This is a genomic window from Metabacillus rhizolycopersici (assembly GCF_020075705.1).
Window position 1 is genome coordinate 1 of sequence record NZ_JAIQUM010000039.1, and the last position, 18,707, is coordinate 18,707.

Sequence of the window (18,707 nt, forward strand, 5' to 3'; positions counted from 1 at the left end):
TGATATCCAAGTTTTCCTTCTTGATATTCTTGAACTACCATAATCTTAAATTCATCACTATATTTAGTCATAAATAAACACCCCAAAAGTTAGATTTCTGACTCTAACTTTTGGGGTGCATCACATTGTCCGGGGTTTTTCGTGTCCTAGTTTTATACTGTATATTCAGTCTACTAATTTCACAGAAAAATCACAATGTTTTGTCTACTTATTCACAAAAATGTCACATTTTGGACAAAATCAGTTTACTTCTAAATCATCTTTTAATTTTTGCTCAGAGAGTTCCCACATGTTTTTATCATGGTTTTTTAAGTAATTAGAAAGAATTTCCTTTGAGCGATTATCCATATGGTCAACAATGATATGTCGCTTCATTGATTTGTCCATTCGATTTACATGTTCTGGAAGCGATTTGTACCCTCTTCTGATCGAACGGTCAACTGTCAGCTCACACGCTGTAACCCCAGCATAATAAGGACCTTCCACTTTCCGATCAATCGTTACCCACACTAGCCAATATGGTTTTCCATTAGGCACTTCTTCTTTGTTCTTAAGGAATTTAATCCCCTTTTCAACAACGCTTCTTGCATGCATGGCGCCGATATCAACGAATGCCTCTCCTTCTTCAACATCAATAAATACTGGTGAGACGTTTTCAAGACTAAGTGCACCAATACCAAAGCCTTTATGGCCATCAGTTGGATCGTTTTTAATAATATTAAAGCCAATACTTTTTTTCTTTTTATTTTGTTCCATTTTTGAATCTCCTTTATCATTTTTCCCGTATGAACGGACGGTAATCCCCCATCATAGATGGAAGTCACGCTTTATCCCATGATGATTGGACTTAATAGTAAGTGAAACATCCCCATCACGATTGCTCTACCAACGTCAAAAATCGGCTGGATGATGTAACCATCAAGTGGTGTAATTACTAGTATCAAAAAAATAATGATTCCATAGCTTTCATACTGAGTCATCTTCGCTCTAATATGTGTTGGGGAAAGATCCTCAATAATTCGATAGCCATCCAATGGCGGAAATGGAAGTAAATTAAAGATAAACAACATAACATTCAGTGATACAAAGATATTAAAGAAATCCTCAAGGCTGTTTACATAATTTATTGGCAATGCTACTAGAGCATTTGTTGCTAAGAGAATATACCAGATAGCTGTCCCAACAAAGGCAAGCACCAAGTTACTTACTGGACCAGCAACAGAAACAAGCACGCCAGCCAAACGCGGTCTTTTGAAAAAATAACGATTAACAGGAACCGGCCTTGCCCATCCAAACCCTGCAATAAAAATTAACAGTGTCCCAAAAGGATCCAAATGTGAAAGTGGAGATAAGGTTAACCTCCCTTGTCTTTTTGCCGTTTCGTCACCAAATTTATAGGCAACATATGCATGCGCAAATTCATGAATTGTGAATGCGATGATCAATGTAATGACCACATATGGAATCATTTCGAGTGGAAATGCTAAAAAGCTGTTTATATTTAAATTATCCATCCTTGTCTCCTTTAGACTAAAATATTCAACAGTTTTCTGAAAGAAGTCCCCTTCCCCAAGTGTGCGAAGGGCACAGCCCAACGGTAGGGAGGGGATGAATTTCGGTCAGGGGTTAGCCTTAAGGTTTTGAACACTAATATTAAGTGTTCCTCCTTTGCAGGAGTGGTTTCCCTTCGCCAATGTTATCCAACCTTCGCATTGTGGTTCACTGTTCCTTCCCCTCAGAACTGTTTAGAGAGCCACGAAAGATCTACAGACTAGGGAATCATCCGTAGGTTTCTACATGAAGGATAACGTAGTCTTCGAAAGACTTAGGCTAGACAACTAGGACTTTTTAATAGCCCCCACTTCAAGCGTTAGCTAAGTGGTGGGTAGTTGACATTATCCATCTCATTCTCCTTTAGACTAAAATGTTCAACTGATTGGACTGGACTCTAACCATTAGCAGCTTAACATATTATGCAAAACGTTTTCGATTAAAGTATACTATATTTACAGGCTTATTCGCATTTTTTTGGTTTCATTTACAAGCCCATACATCATTTAAGGAGAGATGAATACAATGCCATACGTCACAGTGAAAATGCTAGAAGGAAGAACAGATGAACAAAAGCGAGCATTGGTTGAAAAAGTAACAGCAGCTGTTTCTGAAACAATCGATGCATCACCTGAAAAAATCACTGTCTTTATTGAAGAAATGAATAAAGGCAATTATGCAATTAACGGCAAACGATTAAGTGATCAATAAGAAAAGCGGAAGCGCCTCAAGCAGCCCCGAACAGCATAAGACGCTCTTGAATAGAAGGTGTTCTATTTTACCTTCTATTCAAGAGTGGCGACCTCGAGGGGCTAGGCGCTAGAGCTGGATGTCGTGCGCTTAGCCACAGTACGAGATTCCTAAACATGAAAAAGCTCGCCAAGTTAATCCTTGACGAGCTCTTCTGCAACTACTCCTTTGATCTTATCGATATAATGATAAGCCTCTAAAATTTCTTCTTCTGTATAACGCTGCTTGCTTTTTAAAGTAAATACCTTCTCTTTTACCTCTTCTCGCTCTAATCCATCAAAAAATAATACCGTTGACACAAGCTCTAGAAACCTTGAGCTTTGTTCATTCAGGTCAAGTATGCAATCTTTCAGTGGTGGCATTTCGACGTCATAATGACGTAAAAAGTCACTACCGGCATCTGTTAATGAATAGCGATATTGAAAGTAGCCACCTTTTTTTTCATGAACTTCGTGTAAAAAGCCTAAGTTACATAGCTCCTCAATTCGAAGGGTTAACTCCTCTGAATACGGTCCAAAGAAGTGAAAATTGTATTTTTCATAAAAGGGAAGATTCACTTTCTTTGCTATATAAATCATCTTTTGTAGCTTTTTCCGACCAACGATTTCACCAGCTGAAAAGATAACCTTCATCAACTTAGCATGTTCTTTCATCAATACCCCTTCATCTCCTAACTCTTTCTTTGTTCAAGGATAACGAGTATAAGGTCTATACTTCGTTCGTCGCGCTCAAATCGCGCCTATCAGCCAGAGGTTATAGCCACTCACGAATTAGAGGTAGGGACCCCATCTTTTCATGAGCGGCTTATCTGTTTTTTGCTGATCAGGCGCTTCCGCTTTTCTATTTATCCAGCTCCAGCGCCTAGCACCTCGGGGTCATAAGCTACTCCATAATTGAAAGCAAAGTACGCTTTCGATTATGGCGCGTCTTATGCCTGTCGGAGCTGATTAAGGCGCTTCCGCTTTTTTTCTATCAGTTTTAGGCGAGAGTACCCCTTCCTCAAGGAATGTAGAGGGCGATAGCCCAATAAGTAGGGAGGGGGTGAATCGCCTTTTTGCATATACAAACATGCGTTCTTACAACAAAATAATCTTGTAAGTTGTCCTTTGATAACTGAACATTTTATGTGGCAAGAATCGTTGCTTTGCCACATAAAATGTTCAAGCCTTTCCAAACAGCTAAGCCACGTTTTAACGTGAAGCATAGGCTTTCACGCAACTTTACAAGTAGTCCCAAAGGCAAGACCAATGGGATAGAGGGGTTGGGTGTTTTTAGCATACCACTGTGTCAACTCCACTAATGTTAAGCGTTCAGACATGTTCGATACATTAGAAACCCCCACTTCAAGGCGTTATCCTAAGTGGTGGGAGTCTTCATTTATCCAACTTTAATAATTCAAGTATTTTCTTCTTGGCCGTTCGTTTTGTTGAAAAATCCTCGAGTAAATCTAGTGGGAAATATAGTTTATGGTCTGTTCTTCTTTTCCCAGAGATTGCGTCGACTATTTCTGATTCTCTTGATATTTCTCTGATGTCACCGCTAGACATTAGTAAGTGGATTGGCAATCGTTCTTCTTCCTCGCCTGGTCGATAAAAATCATACGGAAGATCTGATGAGGAATCGACTACTAAGTAATAATCCGGATCTATGCCAGCCTTTTTAAATAAGTTTGTTAGTTCAATTAATGTCATCATTTGTTCATTAGGATTAAACTCAACAAATTTAAACAACTGACGATTCATAAATCGTCGACATAAATCACGTAAGATTGGATCCTCCTCTTCCTGCCATACTTGGAAATAGAATAGAACAATCGATTCATCTAATTTTAAATAATCTTCTAATGTCACTTCATCTTCGAACAACGAATAAAAATGTATAGGATCATAGTTAAAGGAGTAAAATTCCTTGTGTAGTTGTCTTGCTCGATGGAGTATTTTTGTCAGTATGACTTCAGCACTTCGAGTAACAGGATGAAAGTATACTTGCCAATACATTTGATAACGACTCATAATGTAATCCTCGACCGCATGCATTCCACTGCTTTTTATGACAACTTGGTCTTCACGAGGACGCATCACACGGAGAATGCGCTCCATATCAAAATGCCCGTAGCTAACACCAGTATAGTAGGCATCTCGTTGTAAGTAATCCATGCGATCTGCATCAATCTGGCTAGATATTAAACTAACAACCTGTTTGTTTTGATACGTTTTTGCAATTACCTCAGCTACCTTCTTCGGAACATCGTCACCCGCAGCTTTTAACACAGAATGAACCTCTGTATCGCCAAGAATGATAGCCTGTGTATAGTCCTCATGATCAAGATGGAACACCTTTTCAAACGAATGTGAAAATGGACCATGCCCTAAATCATGTAGTAGTGCAGCACAAAGACATAACAGTCTCTCTTCATCATCCCATTCTGGCCGACCTTTAAAAATATCATCCACAATCCGTCGAACAATTTCATACACACCTAAAGAATGATTAAAGCGGCTATGTTCAGCACCGTGGAAGGTTAAAAAGGTCGTACCTAGTTGACGAATTCTTCTTAGTCGTTGGAATTCCTTTGTACCTATTAGATCCCAAATGAGTTTATCACGAACATGTACATAGCGATGAACGGGATCTTTAAATACCTTTTCTTCAGACAATTTACTATTTTTCATTGCCTTCCCTCTTCCGTTCTGACTTTTCTCTCTTGTTAGTTTAGTAAATGGACCAAACATAAGATATTGCTTCTTTTATTATATCGATTTCTAGTGGATATTCACACCCATAATCTTGCAAAACAGTTCATTCACCTGAAATAAAGTTTATAAAAAGGAATCCAGTTGTAAAGAACTAATTTCGTTATATATTACTTCTACAGCAAGAAAAGATCACCTTTTTATGACGTTAATTATGATGATTTTATTTTGTTCGCTTTTGTTCATTTCGCGTTGATCTGTGCCGATTCTCGTTGATGCTAACAGGTATTTTACGGTTAATCCACCCGTAATGCAAGATAGCAGCTGCATCTTCCTTAAGTTTCCACTGACTTAATGGATTATTTTTCCGTTAATAGTAGATTCTAAAGGTAAAAGATATATTGCACTAATAAAAAGTCTACTATCCTTTTAAGAACTTTGTATATAATTGCTCAACATTGTCCATGCTAAATAACAATTAATTGTATAAAAATCTATTTTATAATAGGGAGTTGGAAAATGATGAAACAAAGACAAGACGCATGGTCCCAAGAGAATGATTTATTACTAGCCGAAACAGTTTTAAGGCATGTTCGCGATGGTAGTACACAATTAAACGCTTTCGAAGAAGTTGGTGATAAGCTAAATCGCACTTCGGCTGCATGTGGATTTCGTTGGAATGCTGTTGTTAGACATGATTATGAAAAGGCACTTCAACTAGCGAAGAAACAACGTAAACAAAGAATGAGAGCACTAGGAAAAGGACAGCCAGTTAAGAAACAACTTCTATACTCTCCAGATATGCCAACTACTGATTTTGACCAGCAGGAAGAGCTTACGATGATGTCAGCTTTAGAGAGTCATATGGCCGAAGTAATGCCAGCTGATGAGGATGTAACAACAAATTTACAACATTTAGCACCAGAAACAAACACGCAACCAAATCAAGAAAGAATACAGCAGCAACCAGTGACACCTAGTAGAATATCGATGGATCATGTTATTGCATTCTTGCATTCTTATAAATCAAATAACGAGCATTCAGAGGCTTTAATGAGTGAAAATAGACGCTTAAAGCGAGAAAATCATGAACTTACAGCCCAAAATGAAGAGTTACAAAAACAAGTTGAACGACTTGAACAAGATACTGTAACCGTTCAAGAAGACTATGAAACATTGATGAAAATTATGAATCGTGCAAGAAAACTAGTCTTATTCGATGAAGAAGACCGCTCCTCTGCCACAACCTTTAAAATGGATCGAAACGGGAATTTAGAAAAAATGGCTGAGTAACAACGAAAAGCGGAAGTGCCTCGTTCAGCTCCGACTGGCATAATTCACGCAGGAATAGAAGGTGTTCTTTGCCTTCAATTCCTGCGTGAATTATGACACGAGGAGCTAGGCGCTGCAGCTAGACACAAACACTTTGTCAAAACAGACATTTCTTATCCTTAAATACTAAAGCGGAAGCGCCTTGATCAGACCCGACGGGCATAAGCCAATCAGGAATAGAAGGTGTTCTTTACCTTCAATTCCTGATTGGCTTATGAACGCGAGGGGCTAGGCGCTGCAGCTGGACACGAAAACTAAGTCAAAAAATTTATACTTTTCTTATCCTTGCTCAAAAGCGGAAGCGCCTTGTTCAGCCCCGACAAGCATAAGACGCTTTTGAATAGAAGGTGTTTTTTACCTTCAATTCAAAAGTGACTTATGACCTCGAGGGGCTAGGCGCTGGAGCTGGATGTCGTGCGCTTAGCCTCAGTTATAGCTTTGACATGACCAACCAGCAAAAAAGACGTGAGAATGCTTCCACGTCTTTTTTACATAGCATTTCAATTGACATCCTGATCAACTTTTTGAAACCTATTTTACGTTCAATCGTAAAAACATATATGAAATTTAAACCGTTGGCTATTTATGATAAATACAAAATGAAAGTTGGAATGTTGTGGAAACGAACGATTGGTTACAAAAGGAGTTACAGTCCATTGAAAAGTGGGAAAAGGATCAAAAGGGACTTTGGTTTTGGGAAAGGATTGGCCGGATTCCATTTAAACTTTTAGATAAGATCACCCCTGCTTTTATCCAGAAGAAAATTGGTCTTTTACTAGACGAACTAGGGTCTTTTGTTCAGACAGGTGGACAGTATTTAACACAGGAAAAGTTGATTTTAGCGAAGCTACGTAAGCATTCGCAACATGAGGACCTTATCATGTCAGATGTTTCCTCCCTTCCACTCTCAACGATGGATGCTGTTGGCGAAGAATTAAAAACAAATCGCAGTAAGCTTGCAACGATTCAAGGGGCAACAACAGGGATCGGTGGTATTTTCACCTTAGCCGTTGATATTCCTGTCTTACTTGGTCTTTCATTAAAAACACTTCAGGAAATTGCGATTGCTTATGGCTATGACCCTAAAAACCATGACGAACGGATTTTCATCGTAAAATGCCTACAGTTCTCATCTGCAGATGTTGTAGGAAAACAAGCAATCTTAAATGAATTATCAACATTTTATAAGCGGGAGAATGCAAAAAATAACGAAATGATTTCTCAACTACAAGGATGGCGGGAAGTTGTTTATACGTACCGTGATCAATTTGGATGGAAAAAACTTCTCCAAATGGTTCCAATCGCAGGAATGGTATTCGGGGCACTGACAAATCGATCAATGATTCATGATTTAGCTGAAACAGGTATGATGCTCTATCGGAAAAGAAGAATACTAGAAAGACTCGAAGATCATGAACGTGCTGACATTAAGACTCAAGCCCCATCAAACATATAATGGCTAGAGGGTTTGACCTTTCAATCAAACCCTCTATTTTTCTTTTTTAAGAAAAGCTTTATCATTTCGGTCATTCATTCTTATTGCATTTTGTTGAAACAGCAACTGCTCATCAAACGATAATGAAGATGGGATTAATTGTTGACTATGCTGCTTTAATGTCGTTAAGAGCTGAAATAGAAGGTTTTCTACTGTTAGATCGATTTTCAATAAATCACTTAACGATGACATGGTTTCAGGAACAATGGTTGGGAAGTCAAACTTTGTTTTCTCATTTTTTAAGCCAATTTGATAGAATTGTCGGATCAATTCCGCACGCATTTCTCCACTACCTGCCACACAAAGATAAATTTGCACAGCGATTCCCCTGCGCAGTCTCCGTTGCGAAATACCGGCAAATTTTTTCCCATTTATGCTTAAATCATAGCTGCCAGGACAATAAGAACCGACAATTTCCCTTGCCTCAACGACCGCTCCATGCTCCTTAAGCATTTCCTTTATCAAATCTAGCATTGCATCATACCCACGATTAATATCGATTCCCTTTTCACTTTCAGGAAAAATAAGCGAAATATTTAATACATCATTATCTAAGACTACAGCTAGTCCACCAGAGTTTCTGACAATCACGTCGTACCCCATGTTCTTCAAGAAATTCACCGCTTCTTCCAAATAGGGAAGTTTCGTATCTTGAATACCAAGCACGATTGTTTGATGATGCACCCACGTCCTTGCTGTTGCAGGAGATTCACCCTTCCCTACACTTGCACACAGCGTATCATCGATGGCAAATGATTGCTTGGCATCAAATTGTGGTCCTAAGCTTGAGTGGTCGATAAAACGCCACTGCTTCTGGTTGATTAATGAATCTGCTGATAAAAAACTCATGCTCTATCTCCCTTACCCAATCGTTAATAGCCTTTTTATTATAGCATTAACGATTGGGTAAGGGAGAAACCAACAATGAATATCTATTGATTTTACTATCTATACTTTATCACAATAAAGAGCATCGAAATCGATGCTCTTTATTGTGATCATTTTTGCTATGATGAGTGTGAAAAAGGCATAAATATTATGCCTGTGCAGCTGTAATTAACGCCAATTTATAAACATCTTCCGCATTACAACCACGTGATAGATCATTGACTGGTTTATTTAAACCTTGTAGGATTGGACCAACTGCTTCAAAGTTACCTAAACGTTGCGCAATTTTGTAGCCAATGTTTCCTGCTTCAAGACTTGGGAATACGAAGACATTCGCATCACCTTTGATTACTGAACCAGGTGCTTTGCTCTCAGCTACTGAAGGAACAAATGCAGCGTCAAACTGGAATTCGCCATCTAATACTAGGCTTGGGTCAAGCTCTTTTGCAATTTTCACTGCCTCAGAAACCTTCTCCGTTTCAGGTGACTTTGCTGAACCCTTCGTTGAAAAGCTTAATAACGCAACACGCGGATCAATATCAAACATGCTAGCTGTTTGTGCACTAGCCACAGCGATTTCTGCTAGATCTTGACTGTCTGGTGAGATATTGATTGCACAATCTGCAAACACATATTTCTCATCACCACGAACCATGATAAAGACGCCTGAAGTCTTTTTAATTCCTGCTTTTGTTTTAATAATTTGTAGAGCAGGACGGACAGTATCTGCTGTTGAGTGTGCAGCACCACTTACAAGTCCATGAGCTTTTTCTAGGTAAACAAGCATTGTCCCAAAATAGTTCTCATCTAAAAGAATTTTACGTGCATCCTCTTCTGTCGCTTTCCCTTTACGTCTTTCAACAAATGCAGCAACAAGCTCATCCATTTCAGGGAAATTATGTGGATCATAAATCTCTACACCATCTAATGTTAAGTTTAATTCGTTTGCTTTGTTTACCACATCTTGTTGATTTCCGATAAGTATTGGTTGAAGTATACCTTCACTAGCTAGTCTGCTAACGGCTGTTAAAATTCGTTCATCTAATCCTTCTGGGAAAACAATTTTAATCTGTTGTCCGCTCACTTTTTCTTTTATCGCTGAAAATAAATCTGACACTTATGAAACCTCCCAAATTTGAATAGTATTACCTATCCACTAGAATACTCCACTTATTAGTAATTTCAAACATTACAGCTGATTAATAGCGCTCACATTAAAAAGTCTTTAATTTCCCAATATACTAAAAATTCATACTACCGATTCTACTGATTACCACGAGCCTCAATTTCACGCTGTAATACCTCATATAAAAAAGAAGTATGCACACTTTACCACCGGTAAGTGAGGATTAGACTTTTCTAAAAGTTAAAATAATAAACTTATTGTCCAAACAGATATTTATCAAAAACCATATGATGGTATCGATACGTTTACTATCTTTCAAAAGGGGGGACCTTAATGGCTTTACAACTTATGAAACTGCTAGTTACTGCAACAACTACTACTGATACGGCTCCAGCTCCAGTGAAATTCTTCCATGTAACAACAGCAGAAACTGCTGCTGGAACTACATTATCGATTGATGCAGCAGATTTTTTCGATGATCTTGGTAATGCAGTTGTTACTCTTCCAACACTAGCTACTAATAATAGTTACTTCAATGTTAATATCAATGGTGTTTTACAAATGCAAGATATATCGACGTATATACCTGGTGCCACTGGAGTTGGTTCGTTAGATATCGAAGTACCTGCAGCAGGTGAACCAATTCTAGCAAATACACCAATTGTATTAGAAATCGTAAACTTTGTTCCAGTCTCAACAACAACTGTTGAAACCTAAAGCAACATGCACCTTAGCTTCATTTGCTTCTTTTATTCACCAAAAAAGGAAACGACTATTGATAAGCGAGTCGTCTCCTCTTTTTTAGTTCTTATCAGCTTACTTTCTATTGAAACTAAAGCGAATAAATTGAAGAGTAATTGGAGTGTTTTTTTGTGGAACATCAATTGTCTTTAAACGTAGCTCCCCTTTTTTAACCTCATACGTATTTGGAGGTTGTAATAGACCATTTATAAAGAGATTCATATAAGAGACAGTTTTTGGATCGAGAATTCCACGATCACCGTATTCTTTCAGCTCATTCTCATTTGTGTATATAAAACTTTCTCCATCTGATAATGCATTATACTGATAAGTATCAGTCTTAATCACTTTACCAGTCAGATCCATCTTTACTTTGAATTGCATCACTGAGGTAGACTGGATTGAATCATAGACTTTTCGCACGGAAACAACATGTTTCTTATTATGGGGGATCATTGTGGTCAACCAAACCCTTTTACTATTATTAACTCCCTATTTTTAACATATGATATGCATAGTGACTTTGTTCAAGCGATGAGCCAATTTTGATTAATTGGGTTTTATCATTCTTGTTCCCCCATTTTGCACCTTTAATAGAAATCTCTGTTCATCATTCCATTCAGTCGTTCAAGTTTTATTCACATCGATGAATGGCCAAACTATGATATAGTTAAAATGTACATAATGAATTAATTAATAGGAGTGAGTAGTAATGAGTGAAGCAGCACAAACACTAGATGGTTGGTATTGTTTACATGATTTCCGCTCAATTGATTGGTCAGCATGGAAGCTATTAACAAGTGATGAGCGTCAAGCTGCCATCCATGAATTTTTAGGGCTTCTTGAAAAGTGGACTGTAACAGAGAATGCTGAGCAAGGTAGTCATGCTTTGTATTCAATTGTTGGGCAAAAAGCGGACCTTATGCTTATGATTTTACGTCCAACGATGGAGGAGCTTAATGAAATTGAGCTTGAGTTTAACAAAACGAAGCTGGCGGAATTTTCTATTCCTACATATTCCTACGTTTCTGTTGTTGAACTAAGCAATTATTTAGCTGGCGAAAGCAACGAAGATCCCTATCAAAATCCACATATTCGCTCAAGATTATATCCAAAGCTGCCACAAGCCAACTATTCATGCTTCTATCCAATGGATAAGCGCCGTCAAGGAAATGATAACTGGTACTCACTTTCTATGGCAGAGCGTCGTGACTTAATGAAGAGCCACGGGTTAATCGGTCGTTCTTATGCAGGAAAAGTGAAGCAAATCATTACAGGTTCTGTTGGCTTTGACGATTATGAATGGGGCGTAACGCTTTTCTCAGACGATGTTCTGCAATTCAAAAAGCTTGTCTATGAAATGCGCTTTGACGAAGTAAGTGCCCGCTACGGAGAATTCGGTTCATTCTTTGTAGGTAATCGATTAAGCGATTCAAAACTACCTTCATTCTTTCATGTGAAATAAGGTTTAAAACGAACAAAAACTGATTTTATCAATGAAGCCCATTTATTGAGCCGAACGATAAAGTCAGTTTTTTCGTCTTTATTTTTGACTGTTTTCGCAACCTTTGTTGCTATTGTCGTATAGAGTGCCCTCAACAGTGACTGATTTGGCTACTTTTTTCTAAAATTGGGCACGTTCCCCCTTTATTCGTGACCACTTTGGCTCTTTTTCCTTGATTCGGGCTTCTCTCCCATCAAAAAACAACAATCATTTAGAAAACATCCTTATTTCACCCTCTCCTTTGTAATTTTTCCCGAAAGGTCATAAGTTGTTTTTCTTGTACATACGTATGAATGTACAAAGTTTGAAGGTGAATGTTACGAACTCTTTCAACATCCTGGGGGATTCAAAGCAGAGCAACAGTGATTCTGATTTACCATGTGAATTTATAGAGGAAAACGGACTTTGTTCCCTGAATTTCTTATGATGATTCTTCAAACTAGCCGGTTATTGTCGAGATTCAGTGTGAAATGCAGGTCGTTTGGCATCATATTACTTCCGTTCTACTTCACTCAAATTTTTCGGCTGTTTATACTAACTTTTTGAGGAGGGTTATCTTTATGGCAAACAAAAAAGTTCAAGCTCAACCTTATGGCTATGACATGCAAGGGATGCCAGGAGCTCAGCCGATGCTAATGCAACCAGGAGTAGGATATCCACAATATCCTACATATCCACCTCCTGGTCAATTCGGTCCATCTCAGCCTGGATTCCAAGTACCTCCAATGCCAACACAGCCAAGTCCAACTCAAAACATACCAGGCATGCTACCGCTAGAGGAATCATATATTGAAAATATTTTGCGCTTGAATCGTGGGAAAGTAGCGACTGTTTATATGACATTTGAAAACAATCGTGAATGGAATGCGAAGATCTTTAAAGGTGTGGTCGAAGCAGCCGGCCGTGATCACCTCATCCTTAGCGACCCACAGACAGGAATGCGTTATTTACTGTTAATGGTTTACTTAGACTATGTAACATTTGATGGAGAGATTAATTACGACATTCAGAATACGTTAGCTTCTTATCCACCGAGGTAAATTAAGAAAAGCGCAAGCGCCTTGTTCAGCCTCAGGCTTAGACCCAAGAGGGGCCGGACGCTTGCGTTGGACACGAAAACTAAGTCAAAAAACTTATACTTTCTTATCCTTTGAATAGGCTGACTCCTTTGAGTCAGCCTATTCATTCTCTTTACACATAACGGCTAAGAATGATAAAATTCGCTTGGTATTATTATCTGTAAGACCGCTCTTTAATGATGTTAATCAAAATCTATCGATATTAGAAGACCGTGTAGACATTAACTGTACAAGCTTTTAATGGGTCTATCTTTGTCTATAAAATTTTACATTCCTACAAATCCTCATCATTCTTTCACTCCCCTTCACAAAAATAATTACAGGATTATCCATCACCATCTCGAATATGTACCTTAGAACCTTAGGATAGGAGTAGAAAAAACGATGAAAACACGAGTAACAGAGATTTTTGGCATTAAATATCCAATCGTACAAGGAGGACTTGCATACCTTGCTTATGCTGAACTGGCGGCAGCAGTATCTAATGCAGGGGGGCTTGGGCAAATTACTGCGGCAACGCTACGGACACCCGAAAAACTCCGGGAGGAAATTCGTAAAGTACGGGCACTTACTGATAAGCCGTTCGGTGTAAACTTTGCCATTGCAAGGCACGACGGGCAATATCAGGAATTGCTTGAAGTGGTCATCGAGGAAAAGGTTCCAGCTATTTCGATAACTGGAGGTAACCCACAACCTGTTTTTGAACGAATTAAAGGAAAAGACATTCGAACCCTCGTTCTTGTATCAGGGGTTAGACAGGCACAGAAAGCAGAAGAACTCGGTGCTGACGCTGTCATGGCGGTAGGACAGGAAGGCGGAGGACATTTAGGTCGTGATGATCTTGGTACAATGGTCCTTATTCCTCGTGTCACAGATTCCATATCCATTCCAGTATTAGCTAGCGGGGGCATTGGCGACGGAAGAGGTTTATTGGCGGCTTTTGCACTTGGAGCAGAAGGAATTGAAATGGGTACTCGCTTTATCGCTACTCAAGAGTGCATTCATGCAAATGAGAAATATAAGCAAGCAATCCTTCATGCAAATGAGACGGATACAGTGATTATTAAGAAAACATTAGGCTCACCAGGACGAGTCCTTAAAACAGGATATACGCTGGATATTATCGAACGTGAACAGGAAGGAGCAACCTATGAGGACCTGAAAGATATGATTAGCGGTCAAGCTAACTGCAAGTATATCTATGATGGAAATGAAGAAGAAGGTTTCGGATGGGTCGGGCAAGTAATCGGTCTCATCAACACAATTCCTACAGTACAGGAATTGTTTGATGAGATGATTGCTACAGCAGAAAAAGAACAGAGCCGTATAGGTATGCTATTCGGAGAGAAGAACCATAGATAATTTTCCTTTATTTATAGTACGCTAAACGATAAAAATGCCTAATTTCTTAAGTTTATGGTAAGAAATTAGGCTTTATCTATCGGACTATCAATAACTTTGTAAATCCGTATTTTCCTGATTGGAACTCAATGAACCATTTAAAGGGATGTAGTCCCCATTGATGGTTCATTTCACATTATAAATAACGAATTGCGGCATATCCTACAAGTAACCATCCAGCTAAAAAGGCAAGTCCACCTAAAGGGGTAATCGCTCCTAATACACTGATTTGCGTTACACTTAACACATATAAGCTACCTGAGAAAAGAATGATTCCAGCTAGAAATAACCATCCGGCCGTTGTTACTAATCCAACATTCGAAAATTTGTCCACTAATAAGGCAACGACAAATAAACCAACTGCATGGAACATTTGATACGTTACCCCTGTTTGCCACGTTTTTATGTACTTTTCAGGGATTTTCCCCTCTAATCCATGTGCCCCAAATGCCCCTAACCCAACAGCTAAAAAGGCATTAATCGCACCTAAAATAAGAAAAAGCTTCAAATCTCCAACACCTCCCTTATTTGCTACTCTTTCATCTTACCGCACAATCCTTCATTTTCAACTTTATAATATGGGAATTTTATGACGATTCTTTCTCCAGAAAAGCTTACCTTCAATTAGAAGTGAAGCCCAACCAGGTCTTCGTCCCTAGCCTTTCATTTAAAAAGGAGCCATACTCTAGGCCCCTAACGATTTTGCAAGTATACGTGTAAAACATTTGCTACCTCATGCTCATTTCCAACTGCGTTTATATAATAATGATCTCCATCTATAAACGTTTGAAAATTACTGTATCCTTCGTTCCTTAAAAAGTCATCAATATCTTGGACTGATTCCTGTGCAGTTAATAATGATTTCTGACCAATATAGTTTTGGTTTACATATACATCATATCGATCATGGGATATTTGCGAATAAGATGGACCGCTAAACAACCCCAGATCAAACAAGTCATCGAATGTCATAGTATAACCTCCTGCCCGGATTTACTATCAGTGTGTCCCGATCAGGTTATAATATGATGGATTTCTTCGATTTGTTTGCCATTCCTATAGCAATGTGCATTCACTAAAAATCAAAGAGTGAATCACCGTTTGCACCATTTTCCTTGTAAGGAGTAGAAGAAATTGTCGGTTGCTGCTTTACAACAGTTGAAAGATTCCCCATCATTTTTTGCAGCTCCGCTTGGTTCATTTCGTTTGAAATTGGTGAAGTTACTGGTAATGAACTAGACTTTTCCTCTAAGATGACTTCACACAAAGATTGAATAACGACTAGCCTTTCCCTCATTTCTTTATCTGTTCCACTTTGTTTCGCTTTAACTAGCTCTTCCTCCATTTTTTGGAGTAGCTTTGATACATGTATATTCACGTTTAAAACCTCCACTTAAGACTTGATTGCCTTCTGTTCATATTTTAGACACGCGATTGCCAGATAACTTTTTCACCATGATCGCTGGCCTGCGTGCTGATTTGAATCCGTATGCACGACAACCATTTGGGAGCTTAGTATCCCAAGTTATATAAAAATGGGTACATTTCACACAGTTTGCTTCCGGCTTTTCCATCCGCTTAACTCCCTTATTTCAAAACTTGTGTAAAGCAATCTAGTCCTCCACTATGTTGCCTATATGCCAACTTAATCTATCCCAAAACTATTTTAACTGTAATTACACGGTAAGCGGGTTCCGTCCCCTTACCTTATAAACACCAATCAATTTCTCTAAGACCATGCTCCCTTAAATAAACGTTTGTCTTAGAAAAAGGTTTACTTCCGAAAAATCCTCTCCTAGCTGAGAATGGACTTGGATGAGGGGATTCAATTATATGGTGCTGTGATGAAGTAATGAATTGCTTCTTCGCTTGTGCGTGTTTCCCCCATAAAATAAAAACAATTGGTTGTTCTCGTTTGTTCAATTGTTTCATGATTTCGTCTGTTAGATGCTCCCAACCTTTCCCTTTATGGGAGTTCGGTTCACCTTTTCTTACCGTTAATACTGTATTTAATAACAATACACCTTCGCTTGCCCATTTTAATAATGAACCATTTGGTGGTGAGCCACAGCCGATATCTTCTTGGAGCTCAATAAAAATATTTCGAAGTGACGGTGGTAGCTTTACGTCTGGTTGCACAGAAAAACTTAAGCCTTGTGCTTGTCCATCACCGTGATAAGGATCCTGACCGACAATTACTGCTTTTACAGAATGGTAAGGCGTCGTATTCAACGCTGCGAAAATATGCTCTCGTTTCGGAAAAACAATTTTTTCATTGTATTCTTCGTTGATAAATTGTTTTAGCTGTTTAAAATATGGTTGTTCAAATTGATCAGCTAGTAATGCTGACCAGTCATTTTTAATGAATTGCTGCATCCTGTTCCTCCTGATTTACTAATCGCTAACGAAGTGATTGCCTAGTGCAAGCTATCTCAGCTTCTGCTTCTCGTTTTTCTGGCGCAGGCTTAGTTTACCTATAATAGGTTGTAATCACAATTGATATCTTCCTATTCATCACTTTTTTCTAACAATCTATCCTTTTATTTTAGCAAAGTATAGAGCTGATTTTATAGGTGAAATCTTCTTTGTTAGATATCGTAGCTTCATCTATGTCTAATCACCAATTCCCTCTAGAAAGGTTATATGCGTAATATTATTATAAAGTTTTTACGGGCATTTATCCCTCATCCTCGCTTCTTTGATTGACTAAAAGAACAGAGGTCAGGGTTTTACTGCCCGTTACTATCGATAAAACGAGATGATGAAGACATATTTCGCTGAAAGTGGTGTACAACTACTGAAGTACGTGAAAATCTTTAAGGTCAAGGGTATGGTGCTGAGGATATTTATGTGCATGACACAAGCAATAGTGCATTCATGAAGGAGAGTATTTTCGATAAGTTGTATATACTTCCCCAAAGTAATGAGACTTTGATTTGTATGGAAAACTCGTCCAATGATACCTAGCCTTATATGAAGTTCATGTGTCAGGGGGTGCCGCTCGCTTCCTTCAGGTTCTGCTTCAACACAGACACCCTTGTGTTAAACTACTGCTACTTCCGCCTTCATAGTTTGAAACTTTCACACTATAGACTGCACCCATGTTGGGACAACGACAAGAAAACATAACCAAAGCTGGTCATGTTTTCTTATTTTATATTCTAATTAATAGTAACTCGTTAATTTCCTCTTTTGTCGGGAGTGAACTTATGGCACCCTTCCCTGTTGTCGTTAGCGCACCACTTGCGTTTGCATATGCTAAAATTTCTATGTGTGATTTCTCAAATATTTCTTCTATATTATGCTGATTCGCCTGTTTCGTAAGCAACTGATACAACACCCCACCAATAAATGCATCTCCTGCACCAGTAGTGTCTTGCACATCGACTTTATAGCCAGTTGATTCAAACTTGTTTCCATTCACGTATACATCCGCACCTTGTGAGCCTTTTGTAAAAATAACTGCTTTTACATGTCCAACAAATAAAGACTGAATCGCTTCTTCAATGTTTGAAATCCCTGTAATAAATTCAAGCTCTTCATCAGAAATTTTCACAAGATGTGCCTTCGGAATAAATTCCAAAATTGTTTTTCTGCAGTCTTCTGGATTGTCCCATAGTGGCAATCGAACATTTGGGTCAAAGCTGATTAAACCACCTTTTGAAATCGCAGCATTGATTGCTTTCACATGCGCTTTTTTCATAGGACTTTCAACTAAATCAACTGAGCAAAAATGAAGAATATCTCCCTCATTAAACCAGTCATCATTTATTTCTGATTCATCTAGTAATAAGTCTGCTGATGGATTTCGATAAAATGAAAAATCACGTTCTCCATCCTCGCGTAACGATACGAACGCTAAAGCAGTATTTGCAGCCTTTGTTCTAAACACAGTGTCCGTGTTTACTCCTACTTCTTCTAGTTTTTCTATGAGGAAATCACCGAAAGCATCAAGACCAAGCTTCGAAATCATCGCAGAATTTGCTCCTAATTTAGCAACTGCTGCTGCAACATTTGCTGGGGCACCGCCTGGCGCGCGTTCAAACGTAACAACATCCTTTAATGCTTTACCTTTTTGTAAAGGAATAAAATCAATTAATACTTCACCAATTGAAAACAATTTTGCCATTCAAATCACCTCTAAATA

Annotated in this window: 20 protein-coding genes; 7 read left to right on the top strand and 13 right to left on the bottom strand. The window is 38.5% G+C overall.

Annotated elements, in window-relative coordinates:
• Positions 1-240: 240 nt before the first annotated feature.
• Together K9V48_RS16250 and K9V48_RS16255 are read right to left on the bottom strand one after the other, a co-directional pair.
• The gene (locus K9V48_RS16250) at positions 241-756 is read right to left on the bottom strand and encodes a YwhD family protein (RefSeq protein WP_224140083.1); all 516 of its coding nucleotides are present in this window, start codon (positions 754-756) and stop codon (positions 241-243) included.
• A 71-nt stretch (positions 757-827) separates the two neighbouring features.
• The gene (locus K9V48_RS16255) at positions 828-1,499 is read right to left on the bottom strand and encodes a site-2 protease family protein (RefSeq protein WP_224140128.1); all 672 of its coding nucleotides are present in this window, start codon (positions 1,497-1,499) and stop codon (positions 828-830) included.
• Between the two features lie 577 nt (positions 1,500-2,076).
• Between K9V48_RS16255 and thmT the strand changes: the two genes are divergently transcribed.
• Positions 2,077-2,262 carry a 2-hydroxymuconate tautomerase gene (thmT, locus tag K9V48_RS16260; protein ID WP_224140084.1) on the top strand — a complete coding sequence of 62 codons (186 nt, stop codon included), beginning with the start codon at positions 2,077-2,079 and terminating at the stop codon, positions 2,260-2,262.
• Between the two features lie 173 nt (positions 2,263-2,435).
• Here thmT and K9V48_RS16265 read toward each other — a convergent pair whose 3' ends face one another.
• Both K9V48_RS16265 and K9V48_RS16270 read right to left on the bottom strand, forming a co-directional pair.
• A complete protein-coding gene (locus tag K9V48_RS16265; RefSeq protein WP_224140085.1) occupies positions 2,436-2,957 on the bottom strand; it encodes a YwgA family protein in 522 nt (173 codons plus the stop codon).
• Between the two features lie 717 nt (positions 2,958-3,674).
• The gene (locus tag K9V48_RS16270; protein ID WP_224140086.1) at positions 3,675-4,973 is read right to left on the bottom strand and encodes an HD domain-containing protein; all 1,299 of its coding nucleotides are present in this window, start codon (positions 4,971-4,973) and stop codon (positions 3,675-3,677) included.
• Between the two features lie 540 nt (positions 4,974-5,513).
• On the opposite strand from K9V48_RS16270, the gene K9V48_RS16275 reads away from it, so the two are divergent.
• Together K9V48_RS16275 and K9V48_RS16280 are read left to right on the top strand one after the other, a co-directional pair.
• On the top strand, positions 5,514-6,287 hold the full coding sequence (locus tag K9V48_RS16275; protein ID WP_224140087.1) for an RsfA family transcriptional regulator: 774 nt from the start codon (positions 5,514-5,516) through the stop codon (positions 6,285-6,287).
• 655 nt (positions 6,288-6,942) lie between these two features.
• Positions 6,943-7,782 carry an EcsC family protein gene (locus tag K9V48_RS16280; protein WP_224140088.1) on the top strand — a complete coding sequence of 280 codons (840 nt, stop codon included), beginning with the start codon at positions 6,943-6,945 and terminating at the stop codon, positions 7,780-7,782.
• 33 nt (positions 7,783-7,815) lie between these two features.
• Here the strand turns inward: K9V48_RS16280 and lipL are convergent, their stop codons facing one another.
• Positions 7,816-8,670: an octanoyl-[GcvH]:protein N-octanoyltransferase gene (gene lipL / locus K9V48_RS16285; RefSeq protein WP_224140089.1), complete on the bottom strand. Its 855-nt coding sequence runs from the start codon at positions 8,668-8,670 to the stop codon at positions 7,816-7,818.
• A 187-nt stretch (positions 8,671-8,857) separates the two neighbouring features.
• Positions 8,858-9,826 (bottom strand): phosphate acetyltransferase, encoded by a 969-nt coding sequence (gene pta / locus K9V48_RS16290; RefSeq protein WP_224140090.1) that lies wholly within the window; start codon positions 9,824-9,826, stop codon positions 8,858-8,860.
• Positions 9,827-10,168: 342 nt separating this feature from the next.
• Between pta and K9V48_RS16295 the strand changes: the two genes are divergently transcribed.
• Positions 10,169-10,552, top strand: a complete 384-nt coding sequence (locus K9V48_RS16295; RefSeq protein ID WP_224140091.1) for a DUF4183 domain-containing protein — start codon at positions 10,169-10,171, stop codon at positions 10,550-10,552.
• 99 nt (positions 10,553-10,651) lie between these two features.
• On the opposite strand, the gene K9V48_RS16300 is transcribed toward K9V48_RS16295, so the two are convergent.
• Positions 10,652-11,032: a DUF4183 domain-containing protein gene (locus tag K9V48_RS16300; RefSeq protein WP_224140129.1), complete on the bottom strand. Its 381-nt coding sequence runs from the start codon at positions 11,030-11,032 to the stop codon at positions 10,652-10,654.
• Between the two features lie 256 nt (positions 11,033-11,288).
• Here K9V48_RS16300 and hemQ point away from each other — a divergent pair, with 256 nt between their 5' ends.
• From hemQ to K9V48_RS16315, 3 genes are all read left to right on the top strand, one after another.
• Positions 11,289-12,041 carry a hydrogen peroxide-dependent heme synthase gene (hemQ, locus tag K9V48_RS16305; protein ID WP_224140092.1) on the top strand — a complete coding sequence of 251 codons (753 nt, stop codon included), beginning with the start codon at positions 11,289-11,291 and terminating at the stop codon, positions 12,039-12,041.
• A 650-nt stretch (positions 12,042-12,691) separates the two neighbouring features.
• Positions 12,692-13,120 (top strand): spore coat protein GerQ, encoded by a 429-nt coding sequence (gene gerQ, locus K9V48_RS16310; protein ID WP_410429719.1) that lies wholly within the window; start codon positions 12,692-12,694, stop codon positions 13,118-13,120.
• Positions 13,121-13,543: 423 nt separating this feature from the next.
• Positions 13,544-14,521: an NAD(P)H-dependent flavin oxidoreductase gene (locus K9V48_RS16315; protein ID WP_224140094.1), complete on the top strand. Its 978-nt coding sequence runs from the start codon at positions 13,544-13,546 to the stop codon at positions 14,519-14,521.
• A 175-nt stretch (positions 14,522-14,696) separates the two neighbouring features.
• Here the strand turns inward: K9V48_RS16315 and K9V48_RS16320 are convergent, their stop codons facing one another.
• The 6 genes from K9V48_RS16320 to K9V48_RS16345 form a co-directional block, all read right to left on the bottom strand.
• Positions 14,697-15,068, bottom strand: coding sequence for a DUF423 domain-containing protein (locus tag K9V48_RS16320; RefSeq protein WP_111615980.1), 372 nt, complete (start codon positions 15,066-15,068; stop codon positions 14,697-14,699).
• 185 nt (positions 15,069-15,253) lie between these two features.
• Positions 15,254-15,532 (bottom strand): hypothetical protein, encoded by a 279-nt coding sequence (locus K9V48_RS16325; RefSeq protein ID WP_224140095.1) that lies wholly within the window; start codon positions 15,530-15,532, stop codon positions 15,254-15,256.
• 103 nt (positions 15,533-15,635) lie between these two features.
• On the bottom strand, positions 15,636-15,938 hold the full coding sequence (locus tag K9V48_RS16330; protein WP_224140096.1) for a YwdI family protein: 303 nt from the start codon (positions 15,936-15,938) through the stop codon (positions 15,636-15,638).
• Positions 15,939-15,975: 37 nt separating this feature from the next.
• Positions 15,976-16,134 carry a uracil-DNA glycosylase gene (locus K9V48_RS16335; RefSeq protein WP_224140097.1) on the bottom strand — a complete coding sequence of 53 codons (159 nt, stop codon included), beginning with the start codon at positions 16,132-16,134 and terminating at the stop codon, positions 15,976-15,978.
• Between the two features lie 133 nt (positions 16,135-16,267).
• Positions 16,268-16,936 (bottom strand): uracil-DNA glycosylase, encoded by a 669-nt coding sequence (locus K9V48_RS16340; RefSeq protein WP_224140098.1) that lies wholly within the window; start codon positions 16,934-16,936, stop codon positions 16,268-16,270.
• Between the two features lie 778 nt (positions 16,937-17,714).
• A complete protein-coding gene (locus K9V48_RS16345; protein WP_224140099.1) occupies positions 17,715-18,689 on the bottom strand; it encodes a carbohydrate kinase family protein in 975 nt (324 codons plus the stop codon).
• Positions 18,690-18,707 lie beyond the last annotated feature (18 nt).